Source organism: Mycobacterium sp. TY814 (genome assembly GCF_030755175.1).
Taxonomy (GTDB): Bacteria; Actinomycetota; Actinomycetes; order Mycobacteriales; family Mycobacteriaceae; genus Mycobacterium.
In genome coordinates this window covers 1,646,347-1,664,902 of sequence record NZ_JAUFRY010000002.1, presented here as the reverse complement: position 1 = coordinate 1,664,902, position 18,556 = coordinate 1,646,347, and the positions used below count along the sequence as shown (strand labels likewise).

General features: G+C 67.4%; 20 protein-coding genes. 8 read left to right on the top strand and 12 right to left on the bottom strand.

Annotated elements, in window-relative coordinates:
* Positions 1–12: 12 nt before the first annotated feature.
* Entirely contained in the window at positions 13–1,500 is a 1,488-nt protein-coding gene (locus QXH22_RS20995; RefSeq protein ID WP_306276841.1) for an acetyl-CoA acetyltransferase, read from the top strand.
* Positions 1,501–1,588: 88 nt separating this feature from the next.
* Positions 1,589–3,673 (top strand): hypothetical protein, encoded by a 2,085-nt coding sequence (locus QXH22_RS20990; RefSeq protein WP_306276840.1) that lies wholly within the window; start codon positions 1,589–1,591, stop codon positions 3,671–3,673.
* Positions 3,674–3,676: 3 nt separating this feature from the next.
* Here QXH22_RS20990 and QXH22_RS20985 read toward each other — a convergent pair whose 3' ends face one another.
* The 7 genes from QXH22_RS20985 to lon form a co-directional block, all read right to left on the bottom strand.
* Complete coding sequence (locus QXH22_RS20985) at positions 3,677–4,897, bottom strand: NAD(P)/FAD-dependent oxidoreductase (RefSeq protein ID WP_306276944.1); 1,221 nt, start codon at positions 4,895–4,897, stop codon at positions 3,677–3,679.
* 6 nt (positions 4,898–4,903) lie between these two features.
* Positions 4,904–5,638 carry a DUF72 domain-containing protein gene (locus QXH22_RS20980; RefSeq protein ID WP_306276839.1) on the bottom strand — a complete coding sequence of 245 codons (735 nt, stop codon included), beginning with the start codon at positions 5,636–5,638 and terminating at the stop codon, positions 4,904–4,906.
* A gap of 7 nt (positions 5,639–5,645) precedes the next feature.
* Positions 5,646–6,281, bottom strand: coding sequence for an endonuclease (locus tag QXH22_RS20975; protein ID WP_306276838.1), 636 nt, complete (start codon positions 6,279–6,281; stop codon positions 5,646–5,648).
* Between the two features lie 42 nt (positions 6,282–6,323).
* Positions 6,324–6,653, bottom strand: coding sequence for a TfoX/Sxy family protein (locus tag QXH22_RS20970; RefSeq protein WP_306240438.1), 330 nt, complete (start codon positions 6,651–6,653; stop codon positions 6,324–6,326).
* Positions 6,654–6,659: 6 nt separating this feature from the next.
* Positions 6,660–7,082 (bottom strand): nitroreductase family deazaflavin-dependent oxidoreductase, encoded by a 423-nt coding sequence (locus tag QXH22_RS20965; protein ID WP_306240436.1) that lies wholly within the window; start codon positions 7,080–7,082, stop codon positions 6,660–6,662.
* Positions 7,034–7,528 (bottom strand): hypothetical protein, encoded by a 495-nt coding sequence (locus QXH22_RS20960; protein WP_306240434.1) that lies wholly within the window; start codon positions 7,526–7,528, stop codon positions 7,034–7,036. The genes QXH22_RS20965 and QXH22_RS20960 overlap by 49 nt, the downstream gene beginning before the upstream one ends.
* A gap of 227 nt (positions 7,529–7,755) precedes the next feature.
* The gene (gene lon / locus QXH22_RS20955; RefSeq protein ID WP_306276837.1) at positions 7,756–10,077 is read right to left on the bottom strand and encodes an endopeptidase La; all 2,322 of its coding nucleotides are present in this window, start codon (positions 10,075–10,077) and stop codon (positions 7,756–7,758) included.
* Between the two features lie 90 nt (positions 10,078–10,167).
* On the opposite strand from lon, the gene QXH22_RS20950 reads away from it, so the two are divergent.
* Positions 10,168–11,295, top strand: a complete 1,128-nt coding sequence (locus QXH22_RS20950) for a phytanoyl-CoA dioxygenase family protein (protein ID WP_306276836.1) — start codon at positions 10,168–10,170, stop codon at positions 11,293–11,295.
* Here the strand turns inward: QXH22_RS20950 and QXH22_RS20945 are convergent.
* Positions 11,264–12,496 carry an alpha-hydroxy acid oxidase gene (locus QXH22_RS20945; protein WP_306276835.1) on the bottom strand — a complete coding sequence of 411 codons (1,233 nt, stop codon included), beginning with the start codon at positions 12,494–12,496 and terminating at the stop codon, positions 11,264–11,266. The genes QXH22_RS20950 and QXH22_RS20945 overlap by 32 nt on opposite strands.
* A gap of 33 nt (positions 12,497–12,529) precedes the next feature.
* On the opposite strand from QXH22_RS20945, the gene QXH22_RS20940 reads away from it, so the two are divergent.
* Positions 12,530–12,943, top strand: a complete 414-nt coding sequence (locus QXH22_RS20940; protein ID WP_306276834.1) for a DUF1810 domain-containing protein — start codon at positions 12,530–12,532, stop codon at positions 12,941–12,943.
* Positions 12,944–12,953: 10 nt separating this feature from the next.
* Here the strand turns inward: QXH22_RS20940 and QXH22_RS20935 are convergent, their stop codons facing one another.
* From QXH22_RS20935 to QXH22_RS20925, 3 genes are read right to left on the bottom strand one after another with little or no spacing between them, the layout of a single operon-like run.
* Positions 12,954–14,237, bottom strand: a complete 1,284-nt coding sequence (locus QXH22_RS20935) for an alpha-amylase family glycosyl hydrolase (RefSeq protein ID WP_306276943.1) — start codon at positions 14,235–14,237, stop codon at positions 12,954–12,956.
* Positions 14,234–14,770 carry an alkyl hydroperoxide reductase gene (locus QXH22_RS20930; RefSeq protein ID WP_306240429.1) on the bottom strand — a complete coding sequence of 179 codons (537 nt, stop codon included), beginning with the start codon at positions 14,768–14,770 and terminating at the stop codon, positions 14,234–14,236. Before QXH22_RS20930 ends, QXH22_RS20935 begins: the two co-directional genes overlap by 4 nt.
* A gap of 9 nt (positions 14,771–14,779) precedes the next feature.
* On the bottom strand, positions 14,780–15,367 hold the full coding sequence (locus tag QXH22_RS20925) for a peroxiredoxin (RefSeq protein WP_306240428.1): 588 nt from the start codon (positions 15,365–15,367) through the stop codon (positions 14,780–14,782).
* Positions 15,368–15,470: 103 nt separating this feature from the next.
* Between QXH22_RS20925 and QXH22_RS20920 the strand changes: the two genes are divergently transcribed.
* From QXH22_RS20920 to QXH22_RS20905, 4 genes are read left to right on the top strand one after another with little or no spacing between them, the layout of a single operon-like run.
* The gene (locus QXH22_RS20920; RefSeq protein ID WP_306240427.1) at positions 15,471–16,388 is read left to right on the top strand and encodes a hydrogen peroxide-inducible genes activator; all 918 of its coding nucleotides are present in this window, start codon (positions 15,471–15,473) and stop codon (positions 16,386–16,388) included.
* 9 nt (positions 16,389–16,397) lie between these two features.
* Positions 16,398–17,102 (top strand): EthD domain-containing protein, encoded by a 705-nt coding sequence (locus tag QXH22_RS20915; RefSeq protein WP_306276833.1) that lies wholly within the window; start codon positions 16,398–16,400, stop codon positions 17,100–17,102.
* A gap of 8 nt (positions 17,103–17,110) precedes the next feature.
* Positions 17,111–17,554, top strand: coding sequence for a TIGR03618 family F420-dependent PPOX class oxidoreductase (locus QXH22_RS20910; RefSeq protein WP_306240425.1), 444 nt, complete (start codon positions 17,111–17,113; stop codon positions 17,552–17,554).
* A 10-nt stretch (positions 17,555–17,564) separates the two neighbouring features.
* A complete protein-coding gene (locus QXH22_RS20905) occupies positions 17,565–18,320 on the top strand; it encodes an enoyl-CoA hydratase/isomerase family protein (RefSeq protein WP_306276832.1) in 756 nt (251 codons plus the stop codon).
* Here the strand turns inward: QXH22_RS20905 and QXH22_RS20900 are convergent.
* Positions 18,317–18,514 (bottom strand): bacterioferritin-associated ferredoxin, encoded by a 198-nt coding sequence (locus QXH22_RS20900; RefSeq protein ID WP_306244187.1) that lies wholly within the window; start codon positions 18,512–18,514, stop codon positions 18,317–18,319. The genes QXH22_RS20905 and QXH22_RS20900 overlap by 4 nt on opposite strands.
* Positions 18,515–18,556: the final 42 nt, after the last annotated feature.

Genomic DNA, 18,556 nt, shown 5'->3' with positions numbered 1-18,556 from the left:
TAGGTTCGAGCCATGCCCGTGGATCCCAGGACTCCGGTGCTGATCGGCTACGGCCAGGTCAACCACCGCGACGACCCAGACCCCGACCAACCGTCCATCGAACCGGTCGATTTGATGGTCACCGCGACCAGGCAGGCCGCGGACGCCCGGGTGATCGAGGCGGTCGATTCCATCCGAGCGGTGCATATGCTGTCGGCGCACTACCGCAATCCCGGCCAGCTGCTCGGTGAGCGCCTGGGCCTGACGAAGTTCACCGCGAGCTACAGCAGCGTCGGCGGCAACACTCCTCAGTCGCTGGTCAACCGGGCCTGCCTGGACATCCAGCGGGGCCACGCCGGCGTCGTGCTGATTTCGGCCGCCGAAACGTGGCGCACCCGCAACGCGCTGAAGAAGCAGGGCCGCCGCCTGGTGTGGACCGAGCAGGACAACTCCGTGCCGATGCCCGAGGTCGCGGGCGACGACGTGCCGATGGCCGGTGACGCCGAGATCAAGATCAAGTTGGACCGGCCCTCCTTCGTCTACCCGCTGTTCGAACAGTCGCTGCGGATCGCCAACGGGGAATCGGTGGCTGAACACAGCACGCGGGTCAGCGAATTGTGGGCGCGGTTCAGCGCTGTCGCCGCCGACAATCCGCACGCGTGGATTCGCCGGCCCCATACCGCCGAGGAAATCCGGCAACCCGGCCCGCAGAACCGGATGATCAGCTGGCCGTACACCAAGCTGATGAACTCCAACAACATGGTCGACCAGGGCGCCGCGCTGATCCTGACCTCGGTGGAGCAGGCGAGGAAGTTGCAGGTACCCCCGGAACGCTGGGTGTACCCCCAGGCGGGCACCGACGCCCACGACACCTCGGCGATCGCCGAGCGCGGCGAACTGCACCGCTCACCGGCGATCCGGATCGGCGGACGCAGGGCTCTCGAACTGGCCGGGCTGGGCATCGACGACGTCGACTACGTCGACCTGTACTCATGCTTTCCGTCGGCCGTCCAGGTCGCGGCCGCCGAATTGGGCCTGGCCACCGACGACCCGGCCCGTCCGCTCACCGTCACCGGCGGCCTGACCTTCGCCGGCGGGCCGTGGAGCAACTACGTCACGCACTCCATTGCCACCATGGCCGAATTGCTCACCGCCAACCCGGGTCGGCGTGGCCTGATCACCGCCAACGGCGGTTACCTGACCAAGCACAGCTTCGGCGTCTACAGCACCGAGCCCGGCAGCAGCGAGTTCCGCTGGGAAGACGTTCAAGCGGAAGTCGATTCCGAGCCCACCACCGTCGGCCTGGTGGACTGGGAGGGCACCGGCACCGTCGAGTCGTGGACCACGCCGTTCGACCGGGACGGACAGCCGGAGAAGGCGTTCCTCGCCGTCCGCACCCCCGACGACGCGCGTGTGCTGGCCGTGATCACCGATCCCGCCGCCGCGGCGGACACGGTGCGCGATGACATCGCCGGCGTCAAGGTCGTCGTCGCGGCCGACGGCACCGCAAAACTGCACTGACCGGCCGGGTCACGGTACAGACTCAAACATGCGCAAGATGGCCCTGCGTGCCTATTGTCGTTGGCATACCCCCGGGAGGTGACGCCACGTGCACGTGTTGCTGACCGACGCCGCCGGCACCGTCGGGCGGCTGGCCGCACGCCAGCTGATCGCGGCCGGGCACACGGTCAGCGGTATCGGCCCCTACCCGCACGACCACCTCGATCCCGCCGTCGACTTCGTCTGCGCCCCGCTGGACGACCCGGTATTGCTGCAGCTGGCCGCCGATGCCGACGCGGTGATCCACCTGGCTCCGGTCGACACCAGCGCCCCGGGCGGCGCCGGCCTCACCGGCGTTGCGCATGTCGCGAACGCGGCCGCACGGGCGGGGGCCAGGCTGCTGTTCGTATCCCAGGCTGCCGGCCGAGCCGAGCTGTACCGGCCGGCCGAGACGCTGGTAACCACCGGGTGGGCCCCGAGTCTGGTCATCCGCATCGCGCCGCCGCTCGGCCGCCAGCTCGACTGGATGACCTGCCGCACGGTGGCCACGCTGATGCGTGCCAAGGTGTCCGCGCGCCCCATCAGGGTGTTGCACATCGAGGACCTGGCCCGGTTCCTGGTCCACGCGCTGAACACCGACCGTTCCGGCGCCGTCGATCTGGCCACCCCGGACACCACCAACCTGATCACCGCCTGGCGGGTGCTGCGGTCTGTCGACCCGAGACTGCGCCTGCACGGCGTGCGCGGCTGGGAGAACCTGGTCCCGGAGTTGGATATTGCTGCGGCGCAAGAAGAGTGGAATTTCCACTACGGTTGGCTGGCGCTGGACGCGGTGGTGGACACCGGCCGCGGGCTGGCCGGTCGCAAGCTTGACCCCGGCGGCGCGATCACCGCGCCGGGCCAGTTTCCGCTGCCGGTGGAAACGCTTCCCCGCCCGGTCGACGAATCACTGCGCAGCATGGCCCCCGAGGGGCTGGAGGGGGAGTTCGACGACCGCGTCGACCCGCGTTTCCCGGTATTCAGCACGGCCAGCCTCACGGACTCGCTGCCCGGGCCGCTGACCCCCATCACCCTGGACGTGCAGTGCAGCGGCCTGCGCGCTGCCGGACAGGCGATGGGACGGGTGCTGGCGCTGGGCGAGGTGGTCGCGCAGGAATGGGCGGAGCGGGCCATCGCGGTCTTCGGCCACCGGCCCTACGTCGGGGTGTCGGCCAACATCGTCGCGGCCGCCCAGTTGCCCGGTTGGGACGAGCATGCCGTGGCCCGGCGCACCCTCGGTGCCGAACCGCCGGCCGACGAGTTGCTGCCGTTCGGCCGACCAGAACTCAGCAATGGCCCACGCGGATCGGTCGCCAAGGCCGTCGTGACCGCGCGGTCGCTGGCCCTGCTGCGTCACCTGCGCGCCGACACGCAGGCGTACGTCGCCGCCGCGACCGGGGAGCATCTCGATCCCAAGGCGCTGTCCGCGCTGCCTGACGCCGCCCTGGAAGTCCGCATCCGGCTCCTGCGCGACCGTATCCACCAGGGCTGGACGCTGACCGGCCTCTGGGTGATCGACTCCGGCATCACCGCGGCCGCCCTGGAGCGCTCCCGGGCGGGAGCGGGCATCTCCGGTGTCGGCGTGATCATGGAAAGCGAGCGCATCGCGGCTGAAGTCAAGGCGCTGGCGGCGCTGCTGCGTGCCGACCCGCCGTTGTGCGCCCTGGCTGCCGAAGGCAACGTCGGCAGCATCCGCGCGTTGTCCCCGGCAGCCGCCTCCGCGCTCGACGCCGCCGTCGCCTCCCTCGGACACCGTGGGCGCGGTGAAGCCGAGCTGGCCAATCCGGCATTCGGGGACGACCCCGGACTGCTGCTGGAGCTGGCCGCCGAAGCCGCCGCGCAACCCGAACCTCCGACGGCTCCCGCTTCGCTGGCGCAGCGATTGGCCGACAGCGCCCGCAATTCCCGCGAACAGGCTCACGACACCACCATCCGGTTCACCCACGAATTGCGAATGACGTTGCGGGAGTTGGGCGCTCGCCGGGTGAAGGCGGATCTGATCGACACTGTGGACGACATGTACTACCTGGTCTGCGATGAGCACGTCGCCATGCCGGTGGACGCCCGGCTCAGGATCAAGCGCCGGCGCGCCGAGCGGGAGCGCCTGCAGGCCCAGCACCCGCCCGACATCATCGATCACACCTGGAATCCCTGAACGTCAGCGCAACGGCGCACCCGCATCGGCCAGACGGCCGGCGTCGACCGGCGCCCGCGACCGAATCAGATCCTTGATGTCGTCGAGCACGTCCCAGACGTTCACATTCATGCCGGCCACCACCCGGTCATCGTCGTCGAGCCAGAACGCGACGAATTCGCGGCCCGCGACGTCGCCGCGGAACACCACCTTGTCGGAGCCGGACGCGTAGCCGGCATATTCCATGCCGAGGTCATACTGATCGGTGAAGAAGTAGGGAAGTTCGCCGTATTCGCCTGGCTTGCCGAGCATTCCGGCTACCGCGACCGCGGGCTGCTTGAGCGCATTGGCCCAGTGCTCGGTGCGGATGCGGACGCCGAAGAGTGGATGCTGGGCGGCGGCGATGTCGCCGACGGCGAAGACATCCGGGTCGCTGGTGCGCAGCGACGCATCGACTCCCACCCCGCCGTCGGCCATCTCGAGACCGGACTGCTCTGCGAGCTCGACGTTGGGGGTGGCGCCCGCCGCGACCAGCACCGCGTCGGCGGTGACGCGGGACCCGTCGGCCAATTCCAGGCCGGTGGCCCGGCCGTCCTCAACCGTGATTCGTTCCACCTGAGTTTCCAGGCGTAGCTGGACCCCATGGTCGCGGTGCAGATCGGCGAACACCGCACCGACCTGCTCGCCCAGTGCGCCCAGTAACGGTTGTTTCGCGGCTTCCACCACGGTGACGTCCACGCCGCGCTGACGTGCTGCGGTCGCCACCTCCAGGCCGATCCAGCCAGCGCCCACGACGGCGAGCGAAGCTCCCTCCACGAGAACAGAATTCAGCGCGACGGCATCCCGGTAGGTGCGCAGGTAGTGCACCCCGTCTGCATCACGGCCGGGGATCGGAGGGCGCCGTGCCGCTGATCCTGTTGCCAGCAGCAGCTTCTCGTAGCGCAGCGTCGCACCGTCGCCGAAGCCGACGGTGTGCTCGCCGATGTCCATGGAGTCCACCCGCGTGTTGAGCCTCAGGTCGACGCGGCGTTCGAGATACCAGTCCGAGTTCTGCACGGTGAAATCGTGCAGCGACTTCGCACCTGCCAGATAGTCTTTCGACAACGGCGGACGCTCATAGGGCAGGTATTCCTCGTCGGCGAACAGCACGATCTGCCCGTCGAAATCACTGTCGCGCAGCGCCTCTACCGCTTTGGCCGCAGCCAGCCCACCGCCGACGATGACGAAGGTAGTCGAGGTCATGATCACTCCTTACCTGTTGTCGAGAATCTCCCGCAAAGACAACGCGTTTCGCACCGCGTGCCCGCCCAGGTCGTTGTTGAAATACATCCACACGTCGCGGTCCTGCGCGGTCCACTCGGCGATGCGATCTGCCCAGCAATGCAGTTGATCACCGGGATAGGAACCGGTGTACATGCTGTCCTGGCCGGGTCCGTGCATGCGGATGTACACCAGGTCTGTCGTGGCGCGGGGTACACACGCCAGTCCCGGGCCGCTCATCACCACGTATGCGGCGCGATGGCGCTCCAGCACCGCGAACACCGCAGGATCGTTCCAGGACGGGTGCCGCAACTCGACGGCGGTCCGGATGAACGGCGGCACCAGCGCCAGAAACGCGTCGAGGCGGGCGTCGTCACGCTCCTGGTCCGGATGCAGTTGCACCAGCAGCACCCCGTGCCGGTCACCCAGCGCCTGCCAGCAGCGCTCGAAGCGTTCGATCCACGGGCCGGCGGTGGCAAGCCGGCGGTAGTGAGTCAGACCCCGGTGAGCCTTCACCGACATGGCGAACCCGGCCGGCAGCTGATCCCGCCATCCCGCGAACGTCGAATCCTTGGGCCAGCGATAGAAGCTGGCATTCAACTCGACCGTGTCGAACACCTCGGCGTAGCGGTGCAACCGTCGCGCTGCGGGCAGGCCGGCCGGGTAGAGCACGCCCGTCCAGTGGTCATAGGACCACCCGGAAGTGCCGATCCGCACGGTGGTCATCGACGTGTCAACCCGTTACCTGCCGGCACACCCCGTCGTCCAGCGAGGCACGCACCAGTGCCGCGGCCAGTCGTGCGTTGGTGCGCGGCGCAACGTGTGAAAGCTTGGCCGGCTCGGCGGGAAGTTCGAGCGCTTCGGCGGCGGCGGTGGCCCGGTCGTCGAAATATGGGCGCACCCACGTCCAGACGTCTTGCACCTCACGCAGGAAGATGGAGGCGCCGGTGTCGCCAATACCGTTGAAAGTTTTGAGAATTCGGGCTGCCTGCTGCGGATCGTGGTCACTGCGTCCGGCGATTTCGCGCAAGTCGCCGCCGAATTCGTCGCGCACGCGCTCAGCGATGTCGGCGAGCCGCGTGGCGGAGCTCTCGTCGTAGCGGACGTAGTGGGCACGGCCGAAGGCCTCGATCATGAGGCGCCTGTCGGCCGCCAGTACTGCCTTCGGTGTACGCAGGCCCGCGGCGAAGAGTTCTTTCGCGGCGGTTGTCGCGATCGTCGCGTCGATCGGTTTGCTGGCGAGCATGCACAGAACCAACAGCTGGAACAAAGGCATCGGCTTGTCGGCTAGCCGGATGCCCGCCTCTTCCGCGTAGGTGGTACCCGCCACCTTGAGCAGCCGCCGTACCCGCTGCTCCGAAGCGTCCATATCGGCGGCGTACCCGCAACGGCACCGGGCAAACGCACCCGGTCACTTGGGCGGCAAGCTGCGGGCATGGTCAGCGCCGCGGGTTACCCAAGTGCGAAGCTGCCGTTGGGTTTTCACCCCGTCGGGGGCAACGCGGAGCCAGCCGCGGGTTTCTCTCCCGGCCATCACCATCGGACTGACGTGCGCATGCCGGAGCAGCTTCTCGGTGTCGTCACGCGGCACCCGTACCAGCAGTCCGCCCTGACTGCTGACGGCCACCGCCATGTTGCCGCCGATCAGAAACGCCAGCCCCCCGAACATCTGCATCTCGTCCGTCGGCTCGGCGGCCAGCAGTTCCCGGATGCGGTTGGCGAGATCGGTGTCGTAGCCCATGGACGGTCAGTCCAGATCCACTCGGATAGTCAGCAGGTCGGTACCCATGGTGCGAACGCCAACGCCGTTGAAGCGCGGCAGCTTTCGCAGGCGCTGCCGCGGATCGTCCTCGGGGAGCAGGTGGGCGGCCCCGGTGTACCACTGGCCGCCGATGCGCACCCGGACCCGGGGGTTGGCCTTGATGTTGTAGACGTAATCCGAATGGTCACCATGTTCGGAGACCATCCAGAACTGGTTGTCTACTACGGCGCCACCTACCGCGGTGAGCCGGGGCTTGCCCGACTTGCGCCCAGTCGTCTCCAACATGGTGACCGGGAGTTTGCGGCCGAGGGGATTGGCGACCAGCCGCTGTACCCGGCGCACGATCTGCCGTTTCAGGCTCACAGGGATGATTTTGCCACCGGAACACCGAGAGCGCGCAGCACCCATTCCCGCGGGACGTGGTAGGACAACGTCCGGCGCGGAATGGTGGTCAAGACCGCTTCGGGAATCGCGGTTTTGTAGGTGAGTGTCAACCGGCCGGAGAACTCCGGGTCGACCTCGCTGATATCGACGTCCAATTTGAGGCCGTCAGCGGAAAGTTCGGCGTGGACCGGGCCTTCGCTCGGCGCGTCCCAGCGCACGTCGATGGCGCGCCCCGCGAGCCGGGGCACCGTCGACAGCGTGCCCACCACACGCTGTGACGTGATGGCCAGGGCACCGACGTAGCTGCGGATGTTTCCTCTGGTGGCAAGCTTGCCGGGCACCGAGCCACTAAATCGGAACGTGACGGGGACGAACTCCGCGAGATGGATGACGTTCTCGGTCGCGAGGTCGGCCCGCAGGTCCGCGGGCATCTTGCCGATCCCGAACATTCTGCGAATGAACACTGCCATGGGTGGACCTTAAAGCTCCGCACAGCGGAAATTGCGCATTTATCTCTGCAGACGAAAACAGCCGCCCCCACCGGGGGCGGCTGTCTCGTGGCAGGTCCTACGTGTTGATGGCGACGAAACCAGTGCTCGTGTACACACCCCAGGCTCCCACCTAGGCGTTGAACACGACTGGAAGCGCGACATCAGTGCCTGGCGCGATCCAGGTGGCGGGAAGGCCCCGGCGGGTCTCACGCGGCGACGGTTGCCGTCTGCGCCGCTGGTTCCAGGGCTTGCGCGACGATGTCCGCGACATCTGTCATCGGCCTCACGTCGAGCATTCCGAGGACCTCGGCGGGCACATCGTCCAGATCGGGCTCGTTTCGCGCCGGGATGAAGACCGTGGACAGTCCCGCCCGCTGAGCAGCGAGCAGCTTCTGCTTGACACCGCCGATCGGCAGCACGCGGCCGTTCAACGTGACCTCACCGGTCATGCCGACATCCGAGCGGACCTGGCGTCCGGTGGCCATCGAGACCAGCGCGGTCACCATGGTCACCCCGGCGGACGGCCCGTCTTTGGGCACCGCGCCGGCCGGCACGTGCACGTGGATGCGACGGTCCAGCAGCTTCGGGTCCACGCCCAGCTCGTCGGCGTGCGAGCGCACGTAGGACAGCGCGATTTGCGCCGACTCCTTCATGACGTCGCCCAACTGGCCTGTCAGCTGCAATCCCGGCTCCCCGTCGGTGGCTCCGGCTTCGATGTAGAGCACGTCCCCACCCAGACCGGTGACGGCCAGGCCGGTGGCCACGCCCGGCACCGCCGTGCGTTCGGCCGATTCCGGCGTGAAGCGCGGACGGCCCAGGTAGCCGACCAGGTCGGGTTCGTCGACCGTGATCGACGAATTGTCCTGCGCGAGCTTGGTGGTCACCTTGCGCAACGCCTTGGCCAATAGCCTTTCGAATTGCCGCACCCCGGGTTCCCGGGTGTAGTCCGCCGCGATCTTGCGCAACGCGGCGTCGGTGACCATGACCTCGTCCTCGGTCAGTGCCGCCCGTTCCCGCTGCCGGGGCAGCAGGTAGTCGCGGGCGATGGCGACCTTGTCGTCCTCGGTGTAGCCGTCGATCTGCACCAGCTCCATGCGGTCCAGCAGCGCCGACGGAATGTTCTCGGTCACGTTGGCGGTGGCCAGGAACACGACGTCGGACAGGTCCAGATCCAGGTCCAGGTAGTGGTCGCGGAAGGTGTGGTTCTGCGCCGGGTCGAGCACCTCGAGCAGCGCCGCACTCGGGTCGCCCCGGTAATCGGAGCCGACCTTGTCGATTTCGTCCAGCAGCACAACGGGATTCATCGAACCCGCTTCACCGATGGCCCGCACGATGCGGCCCGGCAGCGCGCCCACGTAGGTGCGCCGGTGGCCGCGGATCTCGGCCTCGTCACGGACGCCGCCGAGGGCGACGCGGACAAACTTGCGACCCAGCGCACGGGCCACGCTCTCGCCGAGCGAGGTCTTGCCGACCCCGGGGGGACCGGCCAGCACCATCACCGCGCCGGAGCCGCGGCCGCCGACCAGCTGCAGACCCCGTTGTGCACGGCGGGTCCGCACGGCCAGGTATTCGACGATGCGGTCCTTGACGTCGTCCAGCCCGTGGTGATCGGCGTCCAGGATGGCCCGCGCGCCGGTCAGATCGGTGGAGTCCTCAGTCCGGACATTCCACGGCAGGTCGAGCACGGTGTCCAGCCAGGTGCGAATCCAGCCGCTTTCCGGGCTCTGGTCGCTGGCCCGTTCGAGCTTGCCGACCTCGCGCAGTGCGGCTTCGCGCACCTTCTCGGGCAACTCGGCCGCCTCGACCCGGGCACGGTAGTCATCAGATCCGTCGGGTTCACCCTCGCCGAGTTCCTTGCGGATCGCGGCCAGCTGCTGACGCAGCAGGAACTCCTTCTGCGTCTTCTCGATCCCCTCGCGGACGTCCTCGGCGATCTTGTCGTTGACCTCGGTCTCGGCCAGGTGCTCGCCGGTCCACTCGATCAGCACGCGCAGCCGCTCGGCCACATCCACCGTTTCCAGTAACTGCCGCTTCTGCACATCGCTGAGGTAGGAGGCATATCCGGACGTGTCCGCCAGCGCGGACGGGTCGGTCAGGCTGTTGACGTAGTCGACGATCTGCCAGGCCTCGCGCCGCTGCAGAATGGCCAGCAGCACCTTCTTGTATTCCGCTGCCAGCGCCTTGACCTCGTCGGTCACCTCGGCCTCGGGGACCTCGGTCACCTCCACCCACAGCGCGGCACCGGGGCCGGAGGCACCTGCGCCGATCTGTGCACGGGTCTCACCCCGCACCACCGCGGCGCTGCCACCCCCGGGCATCCGTCCCACCTGCAGGATCTTCGCGATCACACCATGCGAGGGATACCGGTCATCCAGCCGGGGCGCGATCAGCAACTGTCCTGAATCGCTTGCCCGCGCAGCGTCGATAGCCGCTCGTGCGGCGTCATCCAGTGCAATCGGCACCACCATCCCGGGTAACACGATGGTGTCGGTGACGAACAGCACTGGAACTGATTTGGCTTCAGCCATCAATCCTCCAAAAGTTGAGTCTGCTTCGCTAAACCCAGCTGGGGGCCCATTTGTTCCGAATGAGGCGGTAGGCCGCGCCATAATCGGGTAATGCCGCTCACACCACCTGCGCTGGATCCGGAGATCCTGCGGTCCGCGGCTGCGGAGCTCGGTCCGACGGCCTCGGTCACCTTCCTCGTTGACGAGGACGCAGTGACCTACGCCGTCGACGGTGCAACGATCCGCGTGGACGACGAACACGCCGACTCAGCTGTCGTGGTGCGCCTGTCCCGGTCGGCCTGGGACGACCTGGTGGGCCAGATACGCACTGCCATCAACCTGCTGCTGAGCAACGAACTCGTCTTCGAGCGGGGGGGATTCGATCAGCTGGCCGACTGGGACCCGATCCTGCGCTACCTGCATGCCGGCGTGCCGCCGTACCACCCGGCCCGCGCCGACCTGCGCGGCCGCGACCCGGCCGCCACCTTCACGCCGGAGACCGACGACGCAGAACTGGCCGTCCAGCTGAGCACCATGGGCTATCTGCACCTCCGCTCCGTTTTCAGCGCCGACGAGATGCGCACGGCCAACCGCGAAATCGACCGGCTTGCGGCACAGGCCCGTCCGGGCGACGACGAGTCCTGGTGGGTCACCACCGAAGACGGTGCGGATGCGCTGTGCCGGTTGGTGTACGCCACGTTGCGCTCGCCGGTACTCGCTGCTTTGGAAAGCGATCCGCGGGTGCGCAGGCTCGGCACCCTGCTCGATCCCGCGCTGCGGGTGGCACCGGACCGGATGGAGGGCAGCGCGGTACTGCTCAAGGTGCCGGGAAAGACGAAGGGGTTGGCCAACATTCCCTGGCACCAGGACTGCGGCATGGGTGGCCACGCCATCATGTGCCCGGCGGTCAGCGTCGGCATCCAGCTCACCGGATCGGACTCCTCGACCGGCAACTTGCGGGTCGTACCGGGCAGCCATGGCCAGGCCATCCACTACCGGTGGGAGCAGCGACTCGATCGGGTACCGGTCGTGGCCATCGACACCGAGCCGGGCGATGTCACCGTGCACGTCCAGGACCTGATGCACGCCTCACCGGAGCCGACCGGACCCGGCGGGCGGCGCACCATGTACGTCACCCACTATCCGCCGCGCCTCTTCGAATACGTCGGGCCCGGTCAGGCGTTCAACGACCTGGTGCGCAACCGCGTCATCGCGCCTGAAGCCGTCTCAGCTGAGTGACGTGCCCGGGCGAAAGTTCCTGTAGACACGTCACACCCAGTAACGCCATGGTCCGCGTGACACCGCTCTGCAGAATCGCGATCGCCCGCCGGACACCGGCCTCACCACCGGCCATCAGCCCGTACAGGTAAGCGCGCCCGACCAGCGTGCAACGCGCCCCCAGGGCGATCGCCGCGACGATGTCCGCGCCGGACATGATGCCGGTGTCCATCAGGATTTCAGTGTCCTTGCCCAGCTCGCGGACCACCACCGGCAGCAGGTGGAACGGCACCGGGGCCCGATCGAGTTGGCGCCCACCGTGATTGGACAGGACAATCCCGTCCACGCCACGATCGACGACAGCCCGGGCATCGTCAAGCGTCTGGATCCCTTTGACGACAAGCTTGCCCGGCCACCTCGACTTGATCCAGACCAGGTCGTCGAAGGTGACGCTCGGGTCGAACATGGCGTTGAGATACTCGCCGACGGTGCCCGACCAGCGATCCAGAGATGCGAAGGACAGGGGTTCGGTGGTCAGCAGATCGAACCACCAGTGCGGGTGGGGGACCGCGTCCAGCACGGTGCGCAACGTCAGCGCCGGCGGTATCGACATCCCGTTGCGCACATCGCGCAGCCTGGCCCCGGCCACCGGAACGTCGACCGTCACCAACATGGTGTCGAATCCCGCGTCGGCGGCCCGCTGCACCAACGCCATCGACCGCTCACGATCACGCCACATGTACAGCTGAAACCACTTGCGGCCCTGTGGAGCAGCGGCCACCAGGTCTTCGATCGCGGTCGTGCCCAGCGTGGACAGCGAAAACGGGATACCGGCCGCCGCTGCCGCCCGCGCGCCGGCGACCTCGCCCTCGGTGTGCATCAACCGGGTGAAGCCCGTCGGGGCGATTCCGAACGGCAGGTCCACCGGGGCGCCCAGAACGTCCCAGCCGGCGTTCACCGTGCTCACGTCGCGCAAGATCGTCGGGTGAAACTCGATGTCGCGGAACGCTTGTCGCGCCCGCCCGATGGACAACTCGCCCTCGGCGGCACCGTCGGTGTAATCGAACGCCGCTTTCGGGGTGCGCCGCTTGGCAATTCGCCGCAGATCCTCAATGGTCAACGCAGCATCCAACCGCCGCGCGGTGCGGTCCCACTGCGGCCTCTTGAACTGCAGCAGTGGGGCGAGATCCCGAACTCTGGGCACCTGCCGCTTCACCGCCATCATTTCATCTAACCAGTGTGCGACCGTGGAGGGATGTCTGACTTACAGCGCTTCGTGGACGCGCAGGCCCGGGTCTATGACGCCGTGCTCGACGAACTGCGGGCCGGCCGTAAACGCAGCCACTGGATGTGGTTCGTGTTTCCACAACTGCGGGGACTGGGCAGTAGTCCGACTGCTAACCACTACGGCATCGCCTCGCTGGCCGAGGCCCGGGCCTACCTCGACCACGCTGTGCTGGGGCCGCGACTTCTCGAGTGCGTCCGGTTGGTCAACGAGATCGACGGCCGCTCGGCCGAGCAGATCTTCGGTTGGCCCGACCACCTCAAGCTACGTTCGTCGGTGACGCTGTTCGCCCGGGCCACTGAGGACAACCGGGACTTCCTCGCGTTGCTCGACAAGTACTACGGCGGCGAGCAGGATCCGCTGACGCTGTCGCGACTGGGTTAGGGTCCCTGAATCAGGGACGCAGAATTCGCCAGCCGTGCGCTTCGATTTCCACCATGTCGACGACCTCCTCAGGGGGCGCCGTCGAGCCGGCGACCAGGCGGGCGCGCGGCGTGCCGAGCTTCGGTAGCGACACCGTCAGCGGCTCGTCGTCGATATTGAGCGCGACCAGGATCGCGTCCTGACCATTGCGGGACTCGTAGACATAGCACTTGTTCTCCAGCCGCACCGCGCTGGTCGTCGCCGTGTGCAGCCAGGGATGGCGGCGACGCAGACCGACGAGGTACTGGTACAGCGCCCAGACGTCGGCTCCGGATTCATCCAATGGCAGCGGGGGAGAGGGGAATTCGGGGCGTACCGCGTCGTCGCCGCCGTAGCGTTCTTCTTTGACTCCGCGGATGCCGAACTCGTCACCGGCGTAGATGCTGGGCACACCGCCGATGGTCAGCAGGATCACCAGTGCGTGGGCCGGATGGGCCGGGTTCTCGAGGCGGCTGGCGATCCGGGTGACGTCATGGTTACCGATGAACGTCTGCGGCACAAAGGTTTCCAGAAATGTGTTGTGGCGTTGCAGCGCGTGGTCCAGCTCGAAGAAATTGCCGTCGTTGAGGCTGCTCCAGATGGCCTTCCACAGCTCGTACTGGGTGGCCGAGTCGAACCGCGCCGTTTCGACGACCGCGGCGTAATCGCCGTGGATCAATTCCCCCACGAACCACACATCAGGGTGGCGGTCACGGACCCTGGGCAGCACCTCCGCCCAGAATCGTTGCGGCACCGTATAAGCCGCATCGAGGCGCCAGCCGTCGGCGCCCCGGTCCAACCAGTGCGACATCACGTCGGTGACGTACTCGGCGACCGCCGGGTCTTTGTGGTTGAGGGTGATCAACTCCGCATGGCCTTCGAAGGTGCCACCGCTGAACCAGTGTGCCGATTCCGGGTCACCGTAGCGCGCGAAATCCACGCCCACGTGATTGAAGACGCCGTCGAGCAGCACCCGCAGGCCCCGTTGCCGCGCCTGCTCGATGAGATGGTCGAAGTCGGCGTCGTCACCCAGGCGCGGGTCGATCCGGAAGTGATCCGTGGTGTCGTACCCGTGAGTGCGGGAGTGAAAGATCGGCCCCAACGCGACGCCGGAGGCACCTAGGGCTATGGCGTGGTCGAACCAGTCGACGAGCCGGCGCAACCGGTGTTCCCCCGGGTCCGGCGGGGCTTCCGAAGGAAATGCCCCGACGAAGCCCAGGGGATACACCTGCCACCAGATCGCGTGTTCGATCCAGGAGGGTCCGGTCGTACTCAGCCGACCGCCGCCAGCGTCTGGGCGGCGCTGATTGCCTGTGCCACACCAGAAACGATAGCCGCCACCTTGAGCGCCTCCAGGATGGCCTCCCGGCCCACACCCGATTCACGCAGCGTGTGCTCGTGGGCGACCACGCAGTGACCACAGCCGTTGATCGAGGACACGGCGAAGCTCCAGAGCTCGAAGTTCGCTTTGTCCACTCCGGGATTGCCGATGATGTTCATCCGCAATCCGGCACGCAGGTCGTCGTAGGCGCCGTCCAGGAAGCCACGACCGCGGTAGAACACGTTGTTCATACCCATGATCGACGCGGCTCCGAGCGCGGCGTTGTAGGCCTGCTCCGAAAGGGTGTCAGCCGCTTCGGCGCCGATCTCGCCCAGTACCTGAGCGTTGCGGGTCGCCGCGGCGCACGCCAGCAGGGTGCCCCACAACTGCTCCTCGGTCAACGCCGTGGTGCGGGTGATCGAGCCGAGGTTCAGTTTGAGGTCCTTGGCGTACTCGGGCAGGGCGGCTTTGAGGTTCTCGACGCTCATCAGGCCTCCTTACGCCGAAGCCTTCAGCAGCTCGCCCGCGTCGATCGTCGGGTCACCCTTGCGCCAGTTGCACGCGCACAGCTCGTCGGATTGCAGCGCGTCGAGCACCCGCAACACCTCGTCGACATTGCGCCCGACGGAACCGGCCGTGGCAGAGACGAATTGGACTTCATTGTTCGGGTCGACGATGAAGGTGACGCGGTCGGCGACGCCCTCGGCGTTGAGCACCCCGGTGGCCTGAGACAGTTCACGCTTGATGTCCGACAACATGGGGAAGGGCAGCTTCTTGAGATCCTCGTGCTGCGCCCGCCACTGGAAGTGGACGAACTCGCTGTCGATGGAGACACCGAGGATCTGCGCGTCGCGGTCTGCGAACTCGTCGTTCAGCTTTCCGAAGGCAGCGATCTCGGTGGGGCACACGAAGGTGAAGTCCTTCGGCCAGAAGAACACCACCCGCCACTTTCCGGGATGGTCGTCGCTGGAAATGGTGGTGAAGTAGTCGCCCGGTTGCTTCGCGTCGACCTTGGACAGGTCGCCGCCGATCAACGCGGTCAGCTGGTACGCCGGAAATTGCTGGCCAATCGTCAACAGTGACATCGCACTCCTTATTTGGACTCATTCAAGATTAGTTCAGACTGCCACCATGTTGCCTCGCACCGGTTGTGAAGTAAAGGTGATTTGTCGCACTAGACTGATAGGCATGTCCGATAAGAGTTTTCAGCCTACCCTGGCCGGCTTGCGGGCTTTCGCCGCCGTCGCGCGGACGCAGCATTTCGGAAGCGCCGCAACGCTTCTCGGTGTCAGTCAGTCGACTCTATCGCAGGCGCTGGCCACGCTGGAGACGGGTTTGGGCACCAGCCTCGTCGAGCGTTCCACCCGCCGGGTTCGCATGACGCCCGAGGGCGAGCAGTTGTTGCCGCTGGCTCGGGCGGTGGTCGAGGCGGCCGAGGCATTCACCCGGGCTGCGGCCGGCACGGGCGACCCGCTGGCCGGCACGGTCCGGCTGGGATTGATCCCCACCGTGGCGCCCTATGTACTACCGGCCATTCTGGCCGGGATGCCTCGCCGCCTGCCCGGCCTGACGTTGCGGGTCGTCGAGGACAAGACCGAGCGACTGCTGGGTCTGCTGCGCGAGGGCACCCTGGACGCGGCCCTGATCGCGCTGCCCGCCGATTCCCCGGGCCTCACCGCCGTTGCGATGTACGAGGAGGATTTTGTGCTCGCTCTGCCTCCCGGCCATCCGCTGGCGGGAAAGCGGCGGGTCTCGCCTGGGGTGCTGGCGGAGCTGCCTCTGTTGCTGCTCGATGAGGGGCATTGTCTGCGCGATCAGGCGCTCGACGCGTGCCGGGAGGCCGGGGTGCGCGCCGAGCCGGCCGACACCCGGGCGGCCTCCCTGGCGACCGCGGTGCAGTGCGTGGCCGGGGGACTGGGCGTGACGTTGATTCCCGAGACGGCGGTCGCCGTCGAAACCGCCCGCAGTCGTGTGGGTCTCGCCCGGTTCGCCGCACCGCGCCCGCATCGCGAAATAGGTTTGGTGTTCCGTTCCTCACCGGCGCGCGACGACTCCTATCGCCGACTGGCCGGGATCCTCTCCGAACTGATCGCCGACACGCGTTAGGTTCGGCCGATGGAGAAAGTGATCGTAGTGTTGCGGCGGGCCGAGTTCGACGACGACTGGTGCGCCCGGTTACGCGGCCCCGTGGCCACCGAGCTGTCGGAATTGGGCCTGCCGGGGCTGACGGTCAACGTCCGCGACAGCGCGGTGCGCGACTCACTGATGACGTTGACGACGCTGGACCCACCGGCCGCGGCGGTCGTGAGTGTGTGGACCCAGCAGTGCTACGGCGAGCAACTGACGGCGGCGCTGCGTGTGCTGCGCGCCGAATGCGAACTGCTCGCGGCCTACCTGGTGACCGAATCCGTCCCGATGCCCGGCCCGCAGGACGAACCAGGTGCCCGCACAGCGGGTTTGCCGAACATCGCGCTGCTGCGCCGGCCGGAAGACCTCGATCAGGCCACCTGGCTCGATCGCTGGCAGCTCAACCACACCCAGGTGGCCATCGATACCCAGTCGACGTTCGGCTACACCCAGAACTGGGTGGTCCGTGCTCTCACTCCGGACGCTCCGGGAATCTCGGCCATCGTCGAAGAGTTGTTCCCGCTGGAGGCGGTCACCGATATCAAGGCGTTCTTCGGTGCCGCCGACGACGCCGACCTGCAGGACCGGGTGGGCCGCATGGTGGCCAGCACGTCGGCCTTCGGCGCAAACCAGAACATCGACACGGTGCCCACCAGCCGCTACGTCGTCCGGACACCGTTTCGGGAGAGGTGAGCAAGCAAATGACGACACTCGAGGATGCGGTGGCGCTGGCAGCGTCCGAAAACGGCCTGGCCGTGATCTCCACGGTGCGCGCCGACGGCACTGTGCAGGCATCGCTGGTCAACGTCGGCCTGTTGCCGCACCCGGCCGGGGGAGAACCTGTGCTCGGCTTCACCACCTACGGCAAGGTCAAACTCGCCAACCTGCGCGCCCGGCCGCAGCTGGCAGTGACGTTCCGCAAGGGCTGGCAATGGGCCACTGTCGAAGGCCGGGCGGAATTGGCCGGTCCCGACGACACCCAGCCGTGGCTGTCCGACCCGGACCAGCTGCGGCTGCTGCTGCGCGACGTCTTCAGCGCGGCGGGGGGCAGCCACGACGACTGGGACGAGTACGACCGGGTAATGGCCAGCGAGCGGCGTGCGGTGGTGCTGATCGCGCCGACCCGCGTCTACACCAACAGATAGGCTGCCAAGCGTGACGCTGCTGGTCGATGACGACAAACGGGTCCGCACTCTCACTCTGAACAGGCCGGAGGCGCTCAACGCCTTCAACGAAGCGCTCTACGACGCCACCGCCCAGGCGCTGCTGGACGCGGCGGAGGATCCCGAGGTCGCCGTCGTCCTGCTGACCGGAGCGGGCCGCGCCTTCAGCGCCGGCACCGACCTGGCCGACATGCAGGCCATGATCAGCGACCCGGACTTCAAGCCCGGCAAGTACGGCTTCCGCGGCCTGGTCGAGGCGCTCAGCGCCTTCCCGAAGCCGCTGATCTGCGCCGTCAACGGTCTGGGTCTGGGTATCGGGACCACCATCCTCGGCTACGCCGATCTGGCCTTCATGTCGACCAGCGCGCGGCTGAAATGCCCGTTCACCAGCCTGGGAGTGGCGCCCGAAGCAGCGTCCTCCTACCTGCTTCCGCAACTGGTCGGGCGGCAGAACGCCGCGTGGCTGTTGATGTCCTCGGAGTGGATCGACGCCCAAGATGCGCTGCGCATGGGTCTGGTGTGGCGGGTCTGTGAGCCCGACGAACTGCTGCCGGAGGCCCGCCGTCATGCCAACATCCTTGCGGGGCGGCCGATTTCGAGCCTCATGGCGGTCAAGCACACCATGGTGGAGCCGATCCGCCCGGAGATCGCGGCCGCGACGGCGCGGGAGAACGCGCACTTCGCCGAACTGATGGGCGCCCAGGCCAACGCGGCGGCGCTGGCAGATTTCGGGAAACGGCGGAGCTAGGCGGAGGAAGCGGGCTGCAGCTCGGCCTGGTTCACGCGAGCGGCGGAGATGATCGCCCGCAGCGTGCGGCGGCACCGTCCGCAATCGCCACCGGCACCGCACAATGCGGCTACTTCTTTCGAGGTGGATGCGCCCCGCGCCACGGCGTCACACACCGTTTGATTGGTGGCTCCGACGCACAGGCACACGTACATCAGCGAAGACCACCCGCACATGCGGTGAGCGCGTACTGTGTG